This is a genomic window from Mitsuokella multacida DSM 20544, from assembly GCF_000155955.1.
In the GTDB taxonomy this organism is placed as follows: Bacteria; Bacillota; Negativicutes; order Selenomonadales; family Selenomonadaceae; genus Mitsuokella; species Mitsuokella multacida.
This window is the reverse complement of sequence record NZ_GG697141.2, coordinates 1,127,633-1,143,754: the sequence shown is the minus strand read 5'-3', so window position 1 is coordinate 1,143,754 and position 16,122 is coordinate 1,127,633. Positions and strand designations below refer to the sequence as shown.

At 55.9% G+C, this 16,122-nt stretch carries 11 protein-coding genes; 5 read left to right on the top strand and 6 right to left on the bottom strand.

The genetic code is table 11. The annotated features are described in order from the left end of the window. Positions 1-29: 29 nt before the first annotated feature. The 3 genes from MITSMUL_RS05280 to MITSMUL_RS05270 form a co-directional block, all read right to left on the bottom strand. The gene (locus MITSMUL_RS05280; protein WP_310592179.1) at positions 30-746 is read right to left on the bottom strand and encodes a YjbE family putative metal transport protein; all 717 of its coding nucleotides are present in this window, start codon (positions 744-746) and stop codon (positions 30-32) included. A gap of 199 nt (positions 747-945) precedes the next feature. Next, positions 946-2,154, bottom strand: coding sequence for an RNA-guided endonuclease InsQ/TnpB family protein (locus MITSMUL_RS05275; RefSeq protein ID WP_005840630.1), 1,209 nt, complete (start codon positions 2,152-2,154; stop codon positions 946-948). Continuing rightward, entirely contained in the window at positions 2,093-2,740 is a 648-nt protein-coding gene (locus MITSMUL_RS05270; protein WP_147653181.1) for an IS607 family transposase, read from the bottom strand. Before MITSMUL_RS05270 ends, MITSMUL_RS05275 begins: the two co-directional genes overlap by 62 nt. Before the next feature lie 415 nt (positions 2,741-3,155). Between MITSMUL_RS05270 and MITSMUL_RS05265 the strand changes: the two genes are divergently transcribed. Next, the gene (locus tag MITSMUL_RS05265; protein ID WP_005840628.1) at positions 3,156-4,889 is read left to right on the top strand and encodes a sensor domain-containing diguanylate cyclase; all 1,734 of its coding nucleotides are present in this window, start codon (positions 3,156-3,158) and stop codon (positions 4,887-4,889) included. A 156-nt stretch (positions 4,890-5,045) separates the two neighbouring features. On the opposite strand, the gene MITSMUL_RS05260 is transcribed toward MITSMUL_RS05265, so the two are convergent. Further along, positions 5,046-6,236: an MFS transporter gene (locus MITSMUL_RS05260; protein ID WP_040635536.1), complete on the bottom strand. Its 1,191-nt coding sequence runs from the start codon at positions 6,234-6,236 to the stop codon at positions 5,046-5,048. A gap of 1,011 nt (positions 6,237-7,247) precedes the next feature. On the opposite strand from MITSMUL_RS05260, the gene MITSMUL_RS05255 reads away from it, so the two are divergent. Continuing rightward, positions 7,248-8,633: a replication initiation protein gene (locus MITSMUL_RS05255; protein WP_005840625.1), complete on the top strand. Its 1,386-nt coding sequence runs from the start codon at positions 7,248-7,250 to the stop codon at positions 8,631-8,633. Positions 8,634-8,999: 366 nt separating this feature from the next. After that, positions 9,000-11,885 carry an EAL domain-containing protein gene (locus MITSMUL_RS05250; protein WP_005840624.1) on the top strand — a complete coding sequence of 962 codons (2,886 nt, stop codon included), beginning with the start codon at positions 9,000-9,002 and terminating at the stop codon, positions 11,883-11,885. A gap of 27 nt (positions 11,886-11,912) precedes the next feature. Here MITSMUL_RS05250 and MITSMUL_RS12850 read toward each other — a convergent pair whose 3' ends face one another. Next, positions 11,913-12,272, bottom strand: coding sequence for a hypothetical protein (locus tag MITSMUL_RS12850; RefSeq protein ID WP_169627141.1), 360 nt, complete (start codon positions 12,270-12,272; stop codon positions 11,913-11,915). A gap of 3 nt (positions 12,273-12,275) precedes the next feature. Then, positions 12,276-13,403 carry an ROK family transcriptional regulator gene (locus MITSMUL_RS05240; RefSeq protein WP_005840622.1) on the bottom strand — a complete coding sequence of 376 codons (1,128 nt, stop codon included), beginning with the start codon at positions 13,401-13,403 and terminating at the stop codon, positions 12,276-12,278. Positions 13,404-13,641: 238 nt separating this feature from the next. Here MITSMUL_RS05240 and MITSMUL_RS05235 point away from each other — a divergent pair, with 238 nt between their 5' ends. Continuing rightward, the gene (locus tag MITSMUL_RS05235; RefSeq protein WP_005840620.1) at positions 13,642-14,418 is read left to right on the top strand and encodes an SDR family oxidoreductase; all 777 of its coding nucleotides are present in this window, start codon (positions 13,642-13,644) and stop codon (positions 14,416-14,418) included. A 110-nt stretch (positions 14,419-14,528) separates the two neighbouring features. Beyond that, positions 14,529-16,121: a xylulokinase gene (locus tag MITSMUL_RS05230; RefSeq protein WP_005840618.1), complete on the top strand. Its 1,593-nt coding sequence runs from the start codon at positions 14,529-14,531 to the stop codon at positions 16,119-16,121. Position 16,122 lies beyond the last annotated feature (1 nt).

Here is a 16,122-nt window from a genome sequence, read left to right as displayed (position 1 = left end):
GGATATATCTCATTTATCTTGTATATGCTTCAGCCTTCGTGCTGCCGTTCGCGGCGACGGTTGATGGTGTAGCCGATGAGCAGGACGGCGGCAACGAAGAGGACTTTGAGCTCGAGTGAGTAGGGGGCGAAGTAGACGCCGAGGGCCTTGTCCTCGGTCATGAGCTCGGCGGCGGTCATGCCGAGGATGCCGGCGCCGAGGTAGATGAGGGCGGGGACCTTGAGCATGATCATCAGGAAGATCTGGGCGCCGAACAGGACGATGGGGATGGAGATCATGAGGCCGCAGATGATGAGACTCCACTTGCCCTCTGGCACGGTGTTGGCGACGCCGGCGAGCGAGAGGATGTTGTCGATGCTCATGATGAAGTCGGCGATAAGGATCGTGCGCACGGCCTGGCCGAAGGTGGTCGGATGATTGCCGCTGTCGTCGACGCGTCCGTCGCTGTGGTCGGTGACGAGCTTGATGGCGATGAAGACGAGCGCGGCACCGCCGATGAACTCGATGTACGGCGAGGCGAGCAGCCCGGTCGCGAAGAGCGTGCAGACGATGCGCACGAAGACGGCGCCGAGGCCGCCGACGATGATGGCCTTGCGGCGCATCTCATGCGGCAGGTTCTTGCAGGCCAGGGCGATGAGGATGGCGTTATCGCCGGAGAGCAGCAGGTCGAGCAGCAAGATGCCCGAGAGCGCTGCAAGCCATTCCGGCGAGAACATCCCCGCAAAGAATTGTTCCAATCGATTCACTGCTACTAAAAACATAGACAAAAATGTGCATGTCTTAGAAAAATTCCTTATTCATCGTGTATGCTTTTATCCAGGCAAGCCTGAGACTACTCACAAGTTCTTGTACACTCCAAAGGCGTTGGCCGTGTTCCTTGCCTCGCAAGGCAACGGCCTGTTCCCGACTAGCCATCGGTACATTTATCGAGATGTGAAACGTGAATCAGGCGATGCGATAATTCTTCGTATCGCGCAGATTCAACGCTGCATTCAAATCGCGGTCCTCCGTGAAGCCACATGCGGGGCAGACGTAGACGCGGTCTTTGAGTTTCAGGCCGCTATGCACATGTCCGCAGGCGTGGCAGGTCTTGGAACTCGGGTAAAAGCGGTCCGCGATGCGAACCTCAATCCCGATGATCTCTGCCTTGCGCCGCAGCTTTTCACGGAAGGAATAGAAGCGCTGATCTGACACTGCCTTCGAGAGATGACGATTCTTTATCATGCCGGTCACGTTGAGGTCTTCCACCGTGATGAAGCGTGGTTTTTGCTCCACCAGTGCGTGGATGACCTGATTCTCGTGATTGCGGCGGAGATTCGCCAGCCGCTGATGCAGTCTCTGTACCGATAATTTCTTTTTCTCTATATTTGCAGAGGCAGTAGCAGTACTACCACCTTTCTTCTTTCGCATCTCGTACTTGCGGCTGAGACGCCTCTGCTCTCTTCTCAGCCGCCTCTCGAGCCGTCTGGCCCGGGAAGTCCTATTGATATTCTCAAAAATCCTGCCGTCGCTGACAATGGCAAGCGATTTGACACCAAGGTCCACACCGATGCCATCCGACCGCGGATGGTACGATGCCTCTAGGTCATTGTTATAGCGGCTCATCTCCTCAATCTCGGCTGTGACCGAGACGTAGTAACGACCCGCTTTATAGGAGACATGCCCATTCTTGATGGTCACGCCCTGCGGCAGATAGCCAAATTCTTTCAGGCGCGCTTTGCCGATAGTCGGAATCTGTATCTTGTGACGCCAGATGGTCCAATCGCCCTTATTGTTCTTCGGGAAGTAGAGCTTCACGTTCTGCTGGTTTTTCCGCTTGAAGCGCGGGAAGTGCGCCTGTCCTTTGAAGAAACGCCTGAACGCCTGCTCCGCATTGACGAGGATTTTCTTGCGCGCTTTGGACCCGCACTGGTCTATCCAGGGGAATTTCTTCTTCAGCACATGGTTGACGTACTTGTCGAAGTCATTGGCGGTAACGAAACGGCGCTGTTTTTCATCGAGGACGCCGCGCTGATACAGGCGGTACAGCCAGATGTTGCGGGCGATGTACTGGTTCGCGAGAAAGCGGCAGATGCCGAGTGAACGGCGAACTTTATCCTTCTGCCGTTCGGTGAGACGGAGCTCTGTCTTGAATGCCTTCAGCAAGTTCCTCATCTCCTTCAATCTGCTTCTTGTACTTACGTAACCCATAAAGCCGACAAGAAAATACATGAAGTATACTGACGATATCCTGCACCAGCTCTTCCTGCGGGGACAGCTTCTCGTTCTTCACGACCACGATCTCCACGTTGAACTTCTTGCAGAACCGCTCAAACCAATCGAACCCGAATCGGACAAAACGATCGCGGTGTGACACGAGGATTATCCTGACCTGATTTTCCATGACAGCATCTAGGAGCTGATTCCATTTCTTACGGTTATAATTCAGACCACTGCCATAATCTCGGACGATGGTATCGACAATCAAGCCTTTAGCATTCGCGTATTGCTGGAGGAAATCCACCTGGTTCTCTAGATCATCTGCCTGCTTCCGGCTCGATACCCTGGCATATAGAACAATCTTACGCGAATCCGTATCTTTCTCGATGCCCTTGAATTGCAAGTACTGGTCGTAGGTATAATATCTTCGATTCGTGGGCGTCCTATTTGCAACCAATATCTTCTCACGATCCCAGCGTTGAAGCGTTTTGACCGTGACATTCAATAATGCGGCAAATTCTTTCGGTTTGTAATTCGTGATATTGGGTATGCGCATAGCCATATCCCTCCTCTGTTTATATAATATCACGAATATACATGTTTGTCTATATAATTAATAACCTAAGAAAACTCCTTCTCAACTGAACAACTATAATTAGTTGTTCTACCATGCAAGAGAAAATCCTGCCAGCCATCTTTCCTAGCAGTCCAACTCTTAGAGAATCCCCCTCGACTGACTGGGGCTGTTCCAGTCGGTCGAGGGGGGGATTTTTTTTGGCCGAAGCAGCGAATATGGGATGGTCGAAACAATTCGCTTGTACGTTCTATGCCATAGCATGGTATAATAAAACCATAAGTGTTACTATCGATGCCCGGCGCGGTGGCGGGACCGCTGGCTGCTCTCGGCATTGTACGGGGCACGGTGTCACAGGGGCACCGCGGAGAGGGGGCTGTCTATGCGACGCAGCATCATCACCACCATCGTCTTTGTCGTAGGCATGACGGTGTACCTATTGCTTCTCGGGCATGTTGTGGAGAACCAGCAGGCCATGCAGCGCGAAGAGTGCGCGCAGGCCGCTCAGATCTATGCAGACGAGCTGGAGAAGGACTTCAACACGAGCAGCTCGGTGACCGAGACCTTGGCCTACATGATCGCCGACACGGGGACGGTCCCCGAGCACTTCGCGGACGTCGCCAAAGAGATGATGGCGACGCGGCCCTATGTCGCAAGCATCCAGCTGGCGCCGCAGGGGCGCGTGACGGACATCTATCCCAGCGATGCGGCAGGAGCGGGGAAAGTGGACCTCTACTCCCTGCCCGACCGTCTGGATAGCCTCCATTACAGCCGCGACACGGGCATAGCGACCATGCAGGGTCCATTCAACCTGACGGATGACTATCAGGCGATTGCCCTGCGCCAGCCAATCTACCTGACGGATGCCGCGGGCAATCGCACATTCTGGGGCTTCGCGATTGCCGTCCTCAAGGTACCGGATGTCTTTGACTCGACGGTGACCGACCTCCAAGAGACGCGCCACGCCTACCGCATCTCCAAGACGGCGCCGGGCCGCGACGACTACCATATCGTCCTCGCCTCCAACAATCTCCCCGACCAGATGGAGAAACAGGTCTTCTCCTATGGTGGCTGCCAGTGGAAGCTCGAAGTCGCCCCGGCAGATGGTTGGCACATCCCGCTTCCGCTGGCCGTCACGCTCGCCGTCGGATTGCTGCTCGTCTTCGTCCTGACCTTCCTGACGCATGTGCTCGTCACACTGCAGAACCGCCGCCGCTACCTGCGCCAGCTGGCCGACACCGACGTCCTGACCGGCCTCTACAACCGCCAGGGCTTTGATACCGCCGTGGACGCCTACCTTGACCGCTACCCGAAGGCCAAGGCCGTCGGCATCATGATCGACATCGACGACTTCAAGCGCATCAACGACCTCTACAGCCACGACGCCGGCGACGCTGCTTTGCGCAGCATGGCCTGCAGTCTCAGCGAGACCTTCCAGCATCCCGCCATTCTCGGGCGCAACGGCGGCGACGAGTTCTGCATCTTCCTGCCGGACTGCACGGCCGCAGAAGCCGACCCATTGCTGCGCAAGTTCTCGGCACGCCTGCAGGGCTTCAGCTATGAGGGCCACTCGCACACCTACACGATCTCGATGGGATACGCCGCCTACCCCGAGCAGGGCAGCTCCCACGCCGAGCTCTTCCGCTGTGCCGATGCCGCGCTCTACGCCGTGAAACTCCGCGGCAAGAACGGCGTCCTGCCGTACACGATGCACATCAGCAAGGAGGACCGCAGCCAGCTGGCCTTCGGCCTCAAGGACATCATCCTGAATTTCCCCGGCGCCATCCTCATCTACAAGGCCACGGGCAAAGAAGAGATCCTCTTCTCCAACCTCGAGCTCATCCAGCTCTTCGACTGCACGACCCTCGAAGAGTTCCAGCAGCATACCGGCGGCACCTTCCGCGGCATCGTCCACCCTGACGAATACGACGCCGTCGAGCAGAGCATCTGGGAGCAGGTCAAGAAGCCCGGCAGCGAGGGCAACGACGCCGTCCGCTACCGCATCCTCACCAAGACCGGCAAAGTCAAGAACATCCTCGACAAAGGCCGCCTCGTCGACACCGACGTCTACGGGCAGATCTTCTACGTGCTGCTGATCGACGAGAGCAATTGGTGACCGCATTTTTTTCATAGGTTCAGTTCCGCGCTGAAACGGCCGCGTCTCCCTTCCGAGACTCGCAGCACCGCAAATTTTTCAGAGGTACAGATTGCAAGAAAGGCTCTGGAGGCCACGCATCATGCGTGGTTCCAGAGCCTTTCTCGCGTGGAGCCGCTATCCGCGCCGCTCCATGCGATGGCACCAGATGGCGTCGACGAGCAATAGGATGGCGACGAGGAAGAACATATGCCGCAGTCCGAAGAAGGCAGCGAGATGCCCGCCGAGGAACGCGCCCGAGAACATGCCAATGAACTGGAACGACTGGTTAAAGCCGTAGATGCGCCCCATGCAAGAAGACGGTGCAAGCTGGCGGATGAGGTTGTTGATGGAGGGCATGAGGCCCGCGACAGCGATACCATGCACGAAGCGCAGCAGGGCGAGCTGCCACGGTGCCGTCACGAAGCCTTGCGGGATGGAGACAAGCCCTGCGAGCAGCAGGCAGGCCGGCAGCACGCGGTTCGAGCCGACACGGTCGGAGATGTGGCCGAGCCGCGAGGCAAACAGCATGCTCGCAAAGCCCGCGCTCGAGAAAACGGCACCTGCAATCACAGCGAGGTGATCCGTCGTCGGCGCAAGTTCCTTGACATAGACCGTCAGGATTGGCTGGATACAGGTCAGCGAGAACTGCATGATGAGCGTCGTCAGGAAGAGTCCGACGATCGCGCCGCGATGTGGCAGAGCAGCAAACAGCTCGCGCAATCCGACACTTGCCGTTTGCTTAACCGGTCGATGTGTCTCGCGGACACGCGTCAGTGCAAGGCAGCCGAGCAGGCAGAGCGCGCCGATGAGCAGGAAGCTCTGGCGGATGCCGATGCACTCCGCGAGGAAACCGCCGAGCAGAGGCCCCAGGAGGCCGCCTGTGACCTGTGCCGAGAAGAACATACCCATCGCCCAGCCCGAGTGCTCCTTCGGCGTCTCCTGCGCAATCAGCGGCACGACAGCCGCCTGGAAGCCCGACAGGCATCCCTGCATCAGGCGCAGCGCCACGAGATGCCAGACCGACTGCGCAAACGCCATGCCGATCATGATGACACCGAGCCAGCACGACGCGCGCAAGATCATCGGCTTGCGTCCATAGCGGTCCGCCAAGCGCCCCCATATCGGCGAGAAGATCGCGAGGCTGATGAAATTACAGCCAAAGACAATGCCCGACCACCGCGCAATCTCCCCTACGCCCTCCACACCGAGCTGTGCGATGTAGAGCGGCAGAATCGGCGCCATTTGGCTCATCCCTACCGACACCACAAACGAAGCAACGCAGCAGATGTAAAGATTCCGCCGCCATACCTGTAGATTCGATTCCATTCCATCACCTGTACTTCCCTTTTCCATAAAACACCTTCACGGCCATTCGATACACCATTCGGCAACCGCAAATTTTTCATAGGTTCGCCACCTCAGCCATCCAGCCAACGAAAAGGGTCCGAGCGGTGACCGCATTTCTTTCATAGGTTCATCATCCCGCCAATCAGTATTCTCAAGGTCTCTGCGGGCAACCGCAAATTTTTCATAGGTTCGATACCTCGGTCATCCAGCCAACGAAAAGGATCCGAGAGGCAGCCGCAACTTCTTCGTATGTTCATTTCCCACCAACCAGCGTTCTCAGGGCCTCTGACGGGCAACCGCAAATTTTTCATAGGTTCATCAACTCGGCCATCCAGCTCATGAAAAGGCCTGAGCAGTCACCGCATTTTCTTCACAAGTTCAGCACCATTCTTCAGGATAATTTCCTGTTGATAACTATGTGGATATCCTGTGCATAACTAAAGGCAGCTTGTGGATAAAACAACCGAACGCGACACCTTTCTCAACCAAACGCGACACCTTTGCAAAAATCCTCAACCAAACGCGACACCTTTAGGCTGTCGTTTTTTTTGTTACATCAAAGAAAAAAGTGAGCAATATCAAGGCTTCGCGGAGTTGTCAGAATTGTGCCAGGTCCTCACGTTTTCCCGTAACAACCGAACACGACACCTTTCAATCCTGTATTTTGGGCCAAAAATCAAGTAATATCAAGGGTTTGCGGGCATTTTCCTGCAACAACCAAACCCGACACCTTTCAACCAAACTAGACACCTTTCCGTTCTGCTTCCGGCAGGTAAATGTGCAAGAATCTAGATTTTATGCGGCTTCGCGGCAACAACCAAACCCGACACCTTTGCCACTACTATACTATACTCTATATATATAATACTGTAATACGCATATTGCAAAGGTGTCTAGAAAAGTTGTTGCGTCGTCTTCTTTTTCCGAGTAAGGCCCTGTATAATATTCATAGAAAGAGAAGTCAGGCATGCATGAAAGGGGCACGATTCCATGTCGGCACAAGAAGAGACGCAGTTGGTCCATCGCCCGGTGTTCCTGATCCCCAAGGATACAGGCCCGATGACAATTGCACAGGAATTCGCTACGGCAAAGTACACACTGAGCAAGAACCAGCTCAAGGCTTGGTATCTCTTCATTGCTTCGATGGATGAGAATCATGTACCAGAACAGAGCACGACATACGTCTTCGATGCGCTCCGCTTTGCCGATAAGCTCAATATCGATGCACGCAAGGCGCGCGGTATGATGGTCGCGGAGATCTTCACCAAGCTCTCCCAGAACTATATAGACCTTCGGTCGCGAGGGGATGACAATGGAGAACAAGACATCTACCACGCCAATTTCATCTCAGAGCTCTCGTACAATCGCAAGACCCACATCCTTGAGGTCAGCATCCCTCCACGACTCAACCAGTATCTGTTCAATCTCCGCGAGGGAACGTACCTCTCGATGGACATCGAAGACATCCTGGCACTCGATACGATTGTCTCCATGCGCCTCTTTATTTATCTGCGCAATCTCGATTGTCTGAACATCCATGAACTTTCAATCGAGCGGTTTCGCAGTGAAATCGGAATCTATCCTGAATCATCTTACAAAGAATTCAAGCGGAAAGTTCTCACGGGTTCCATCGAGGAAATCCGGAACCGTACGAAGTACAAAGACTTCTTCATCGATGACGACGGCGGGCCTGGCCGCAAGGCCACGACGATTGTCTTCGGCTTTACCAAACAGGCCATTGCGGATACCTACTTCCCCAATCTCGCACCGGCACTTGTCAAGCAGCTGCGGGAGAAGTTCAGCGAGCGCATCCTCGTCCTCTTCAGTATGGCCTGTGAAGAAGGCTTTGAGCCAAGCTACATCAAGGACAACTTCGACGGAATCCCGGAAGACCGCATCGTCAGCAACTTCCACCTCGTCTTTGACCGCATCACCAAGGACGAGCGCATGGGCAAGAAGAAGGAGCTGGATGTATACGGCCGCTATTTCATCGCAGCCGTCAAGCAGGATTGGGCTGGCGCATCGCATCAGACGAAGACAGCCTTGAAGAAAGGCATGGCTCGCATCGAGAATAAGCAGCTCGAGGAACGCATGCGCGAAGTGCAGGAGCAGGAAGAGAATCAGGACCGTGCAAATTTCTACCTGAAGCACGCTAAGGACTATGTCGCTGCCATGACGCTGTCGGATCTCCTCTCCTTCATGAAGCGCAATGCTTCTCAGCTCGACTATCTGGCCGGCCGCAGGGGCTTCAACCGCGAGCATGCCTGCTCACGCAAGAAGACGTACCGCGAATACCGCCTGCTGACACAGGTCGTGCTCGGAAAGATGATGGCAGGCGAGATTCCCACTCCGAAGACCAACTCGCTCTTTGAATGAACACCACCCTATATCTAAACGAATCCCAAAGCAGCCTCTACCGTTCATCACGGTGAAGGCTGCTTCTTTTTATCTATCGCCTGATCTTGCTTCATGAGCATCAGGAAGCCGATGATGTCAGCCCCAGCATAGGTCCTGCACGAAAGTTTTTGCACTTATACTGTAAAAACTTTCACATCTCAGTGCGCTGCCCTTGCCCTTCGCACTGTGCCATCCTCCTGTAGCTCTATAAAGCAATTTGCTCTGAGAAAGTTGTCCTCCCATCTTCTTTTTCCAAGAGACTCACTGTATAATAGAGATAGAATACGATTGTGAAAGTCTACTGGGGGGGACAAGGAGACTCCCCTGCTTGAATGAGGCATATTTATGACAGAATCAACAGAATCGGAGAAACACACGATTGATTTACGGCAGTTCCCTGGTGTCATGGAGAACCTGCCCTGCTGTTTCTATATTGCGGAAGGCAAGGAACCGTATCGCCTGCTCTATGCGAATGAGCAGACGATACGGCTGCTTGACTGCCGCGATCTTGAGGACCTCTACCGCCATACGGCGGGCATGGCATTCCATTTCATCGCGATGGACGACCGTGCGCGCATCAAGCAGGACATCCTGCATGCGCTGGCGAAAACGCCGGAGGGCTTCAACCATGCCCGCGGCCATCTCTTCACGCGCACGAGCCGCATCCGCTATGCGGATGTCTCGGGACGCCGTGTCCAGACGGAGGCGTACGGGCCGGTCTACTATTGCACAATACAGGAAATCGATATCCCGCGCCCGGGTGTCGTGGTCGACCGCGATATCCGCGATCGCGTCATCGCGCACCTCGATGAGGCCATCGAGAAGCATTGGATCCAGGTTTATTACCAGCCGGTCATCCGCACGATGACGGGCGAGCTCTGCGGCATGGAGGCCCTGGCTCGCTGGATTGACCCAGAGATCGGCTTCCTCTCGCCCGGGTCCTTCATCCCGGTCCTCGAGCAGGTGCGCCTCATCCACCGCCTCGATGGTTTCGTGTTTGAGGAGGTATGCCGCATGCTGCGCCAGCGGCTCGACGAGAACCTGCCCATCACGCCGGTCTCGTTCAACCTTTCGCGCTACGACTTCGACATGATGGATGTCTTTGCCTTCATCGAGAACACGCGCAGGAAGTACGCTGTGCCGCGCGATTTCCTGCATGTTGAGATCACGGAGAGCGTCCTGGCGCAGGATTCGCATGTCATCCAGCAGGCCCTCACGCACCTGCGCCAGGAGGGCTATGAGATCTGGCTCGACGACTTCGGCAGCGTCTACTCCTCGCTGAACATCCTCAAGGATTACACGGTCGACCTCATCAAGCTCGACATGGGCTTTTTGCGCAACTTCACCGAGAAGTCGCGCAGCATCATCAGCTCGGTCATCGCCATGGCCAAGGATCTCGGCATTAAGACACTCGCCGAGGGCGTGGAGACACAGGAACACGCCGACTTCCTCGCTTCGATTGGCTGCGGACGCCAGCAGGGCTTCTTCTACGGCAAGCCACGCCCGCTGGCGGGGACGCTCGCACATATCCGGGAAGAGCGGCGCGGCATCGAGCAACGCAAGTGGTGCCATTACTATGACGTCGCGAGTATGGTCATCCGCCAGACGGACCGGACGAGTGCACTCTTCGATGCGCTGGAGAGCGGCCACATCCGCTTCCTCTACACCAACAGGGCTTACCGCGAGCAACTCCAGGCGCTCGGCTACCGACTGCAGGATGTTGAAGAAAATCTCAGCATCAAGGGAAAAACCGAGGTCTATGATTTCTTCTGGGAAGGCATCAACCGCTCGCGCCAGAGCCATAAGGAGGAGGCCTTCTACTACATCGACAGCGGCAACTACGTCAATACTCGACTGCGCGTCGTCTACGCGATGAATCACCATCTGCTTGTCCATGTCGAATTCCAGAACATCTCGCGCAGCATCGAGGGCCTGCAGCAGGGCAAGCTTGACGCCCATCTGCGCTACCTCTACAGCATCTTCGAGCATGTCTGCATCGTGGACTTCCAGCAGGACACGATCGACCCGCTCTACGTACAGGGAGGCATGATGGGCAATGACGGCAAACCCGGTGTTACCCACGATATCCGAAAGGCCCTTCAGGAGGTCGCGCAGGAATTCGTCTACGAAGAAGACCGCGCGCGCTACCTTGCGTTCTGTGACACAGAGACGGTCGTCGAGCGCATCCGCAAGAGCCCATACGGCCGCATCTCCTGCCGGTTCCGCGTGCGCGACCGCCAGGGCAAATACGAATGGCGCGAGTGCATTGCCATCCTGCTTTCTAGTGGTACGCATCCGCTCATGCTGACGGCCACCTGGGTGGTCGAAGCGCCGACGCTGCTGCCGGAAGGCACTGCTGCCACCAGCAAGGATTTCGCGGCTCTGCTCTGGCAGAGTTTCCAGCGCAATACGCGCTTCCGCTATTTCTGGAAAGACAAGGAGCGCCGTTTCCTCGGTGCGACGAAGTCCTTCCTGAAGTATTATGGCTTCCAGTCCGTGGACGAGATTGTGGGCAAGACCGACGAGGACATGAACTGGCACGTCGACAACAACGCTTACCGCCTCGACGAGCTCGATGTCCTGCATAAGGGCAAGACCATCGAGAACGTCGTCGGCGAGTGCATCATCCAGGGCGAGTTGCACCACATCACCTGCTACAAATGGCCCCTCTACCAGAATGGCGAGATCATCGGGCTCATGGGCGTCTTCGTCGACGTAGATGCGATGTACCGCGACCTTCATCAGAAACTGCCGTCGCCATTCGAGGACACCATCACGGGGCTTCACAACCGCCAGGGCTTCCTCAGCGACCTGACCCGCTACCAAGAGGCCTATACGATGGACAAGCAGGATTACGCGTTGATCCTGCTCGAGAGCCGCTTCGACAAGCACATCCAGGACTCGTATGACTCCTCGTTCCTGCGCGTGCTCGTCCGTGAGGAGGCGGACATCCTGCGCCGCCACACGGGCAAGGGTGCGGCCATCTCGCGCATCCAGAACGCGACCTTCGCCATCCTGCGCCGCGAGACAAGCCACAAGGAGTCGGAGGAGCTCGCACGCGAGCTCCAGTATCGGCTGCAGGCCATCCACGAGGTCGCAGGTAACCCCGTCACCATCACCTACGGTTACAGCATCGTCCACTCCGACGAACCGGCTATCCACCACCTCTCCGATACCAGCATCAGCCACATCTACCGCCTCGCGCTGGAACGGCTGCGCCATAAGGACTGAAAAAAATTTGGCGTTCTCAGGTAAAAATCAGGATTGCCCGGTAGAATACAGCCAATCAAGCATTTGACATGAAAACCAGACAACTAGAAAGGATTTGATTTCTTCCCGATCCCGCCCCGCCTGACAGCGGCCATGCTGTTCCTCGCACTCGTCGTCTTCCCCTACCTCGACGCCGTCCGCACGCTCGCGACCAACGCGGCCGTCACCTTGTACGCCACCGCCGTTGTCGCGGCTCAGCAGCAGGAGGCCCCACAGCCCCCGCGCCTTAGAGGGCCCTTGCGCCGCTTCGTCATCCCGGACAGGCGAGCCTTCGAAGAAACGAATCCGTCGATACGAATCTAAGATAAAAAAACGAGAGACCATCGTGTCTCTCGTTTTTTTGTGCACAGGTCAGACTTGTTCCAGAAACTGCTGTACATAGGGGAGTGCCGCGCCAATGGTGATGTTGTGCTTTGGCATGCGGCTGATCTCCAGGAAGTCGTGTGCTTCTGGGAAAGGCGTTTGCTCGGCAATCTCCTGGTAGAGATAGTCGATGTCGGTCTGTTGTAGATACGGAGCGAGGTAGCCACCGAGGATGAACGTCTTGTCGTAGACAAGATGGAGCATGTTGATGGCCCGTGCGAGGTTCTTGAGATACGTGATCCAGATTTCCTGTGCGCGCCGGTCTGCGGAACGCACTTTCTCGAAGAATGTATCGAGGTCCTCGAGGTCACATTGGAGCGTACGCAGCGAGCAGAGCGTCTCAAGACAGCCACGTCTGCCGCAATAGCAGCGCTCGCCGTCAGGGTCCATCTGGATGTGCTCAATCGTGGCACTGTGGCCATGGCGCCCCGTGATGATCTTGCGGTCTAAAATCAGTGCGGCGGCGAGATGGCGGCTCAACGAGAGGTAGAATGCATCTTTGAGGTTGGGCGCAGCCCAGAGCTCTGCGATGGCCGCGCTGTTTGCATCATGGATGAAGCGGCAGGGATACGGCAGGTACTTCTTGACAACAGAGACATGCAGCCCCGTGCAGCCGAGGATCTTCCCGTAGATGACGCGCTGACCGTCGGGCGAAATCAGGCCCTGCATGGCAAAACCGACGCCGAGGATCTGCTCATCGCGGATCTGGCAGGTGTCCTTGAACTGCAGGATATGGGAACAGACATCCTGGAAGTACGCATCCGTTGGATGGAAGTCCACTTCGAAGACTGAGCGATGGATCTTCTGCCCGTAGAGGTCGATGGCGATGATCTTGATCAGGTGGCTCAGGAGCTCCACGCCAATGCTGACGCGGTACTGCGGCTGGATGGCATAGGCGCTCGGCTTTCGTCCGACGACTTCGCTCTCGAGTTGGCCTGCCTCATGGATGAGACCTTCTTCCTTCAAGGCATTGAGGTTTGTCGTGATGGTCGGACGACTCAGATGAAGGTCATAGGCAATATCCTGTTGCGAGACAGTCTGCTTCTGATAGATGTATTGGTAGATTCGCTGGCGATTCGTCTGGCGGATCTCAGATGGTGTGATACTCTTCTTCATTGGAAATGAGGACCCTCTCTTTTTACAAAATGGCTTTTCTTAATCACTGTTATCATTATAGCACAAGCCCCTTGATAACGCCATATTGCACTCTTTTCTTGGAAAACAATCCAATTCCTATCGTATTGTCTATGATTTTTTCATTTTCTCTCTTGACAATGTGCTGGTATACGGTTATTATATAAGCAGATTTGAAAAATGATTTTACAAAATAGCTAAACAGAAAGGAAGTTGTATCATGGGTATCCTTGAGAAAATGGCATTGACGGGCAAGAAGGGGTTCGTTACGGGCGCTGCGCGCGGCATCGGTAAATGCACGGCTACAGCGTTTGCTGAGGCAGGTGCAGATGTGGCTATCGTTGATCTCGACATCGAGACGGCGAAGAAGACGGCTGCGGAGCTGGCAGAGAAGACGGGCCGCAAGGTCATCGCCATCCAGACGGACTGCACCAGCAAGGAGCAGGTCGACGCCATGGTCGAGGAAGTCGTCGCGAAACTCGGCGGCCTGGACTTCTGCCACAACAACGCAGGCATTTGCATCAATGCACCGGCAGAGGAGATGAGGTATGAACAGTGGCTGAAGGTCATCAACATCAATCTCAACGGTATCTTCCTGACGGATATTGCGGCTGGCAAATACATGCTGGCACACGGCGGCGGCTCCATCATCAACACGGCTTCGATGTCGGCTCACATCGTCAATGTTCCACAGCCGCAGTGCGCTTACAATGCCTCGAAGGCGGGTGTCATCCAGCTCACGAAATCCCTGGCCATCGAGTGGGCCAAGAAAGGCGTCCGCGTCAACTGCATCAGCCCGGGCTACATGGCAACGGAACTCACGATGAACTCCCCGACGCTGATTCCGTTGATCGAGAAGTGGAATGCGATGGCACCAATGGGACGCATGGGCAAGCCGGAAGAGCTCGAGTCCATCTGCGTTTACCTGGCTGGTGATACGAGCACGTTCACGACGGGCACGGATGTCATCGTCGATGGTGCATTCACCTGTTTCTGAGCAGTGTTCCAGGACATCCCTGATATACGGATGCAAGATGAGCCAGCAGTCTGCTGCTGGCTCATCGTATCCTCGCATTGTATCGCATCGCTTAGAAAAGGAGGACCATCATGAAAACGAAAGAAGCAATCCGCCAAGGGAAGACTGCTCTGGGCATCGAGCTCGGCTCGACGCGTATCAAGGCGGTCCTGATTGATGGCGCGGGAAAGGTGCTGGCCGTCGGCATCTACGACTGGGAGAATTCCTTCGAGAACGGGATCTGGACGTATCATCTGGATGAGATCTACAATGGCCTGCACCATTGCTACCATGTGTTGAAGCAGTCCGTCAAAGAGCGGTACGGCCTCACACTCACGCGTGTCGGCTCCATCGGCGTCAGCGCCATGATGCATGGCTACATGGCCTTTGATGCAAAGGGACAGCTCTTGGCACCGTTCCAGACCTGGCGCAATACGAACACACAGGAAGCGGCAGACTGCCTGACCGAGTGCTTTGACTTCAATATTCCGCTCCGCTGGACCGTCGCGCATCTCTATCAGCGCATCTTGGACGGCGAAGACCATGTGAAGCACCTCGCCTACGTCTCTACGCTGGCCGGCTTCATCCACTGGCAATTGACGGGGGAGAAAGTCATCGGCATTGGCGATGCCTCGGGTATGTTCCCTGTCGATCCTCTGACAAATGACTATGTAGAGCCGATGGTCACAAAATTTGATCAGCTGTTGCAGCCCTATGGCTTCTCGTGGCACCTGCGCGATGTCTTCCCGCGTGTCCTAGTCGCCGGCCAGCCGGCTGGTCGACTGACAGAGCAGGGCAGCCACCTCTTAGATGAGGAAGGCGATCTCCAGCAGGGCATCCCGTTCTGCCCGCCAGAAGGCGATGCGGGGACAGGCATGGCGGCGACGAACGCCGTTGCGCCGCGTACGGGCAATGTGTCAGCAGGAACGAGCACCTTTGCCATGATTGTCCTAGAGCGTCCGCTGAAGAAACTTCATCGCGAGATTGACATGGTCGCGACGCCGACAGGAGCTCCTTGTGCAATGTCACATGCCAATAACGGCACGACGGATCTCAATGCCTGGGTCCGCCTCTTTGGTGAGTTTGCCAGCCTTATGGGGATTCCTGCCAGCACGGGAGACCTGTTCAACAAGCTGTATACAAACTCTCTGCAGGGCGACCCGGACTGCGGGGGGTTGCTTCCGTACGGCTACTACTCCGGCGAGAACATCACGATGATCAATGAAGGACGCCCCATCTTTCTGCGGACGACGACGAGCCGCTTCAATCTCGCCAACCTCATGCGGGCGCATCTTTACACCTCGCTGGGCGCCGTCAAGATTGGCTTGGACATCCTGAAAGAAGAAGGCGTCGAAGTCGACCGCATCATGGGGCATGGCGGTTTCTTCAAGACAAAGGGCGTCGGTCAGCGCTATCTGTCGGCAGCCTGCCATGCACCTGTGACCGTTATGAATACGGCCAGTGAAGGCGGTGCCTGGGGCATTGCGCTCTTGGCGGCCTATTTGATTGACCAGCAGCCCGGCGAATCCCTCGCTGCGTATCTGGAGCAGCGCATCTTCGCGCATCTCGATGGTGAGACGCTGATGGCAACGGACGAGGAGATGAAAGGCTTTGAGTCGTTCATGCAGCATTATCGGGCTGGGCTCTGTGTCGAGAAGGCTGCGATTGCAGCCTTAGATTGGTAAG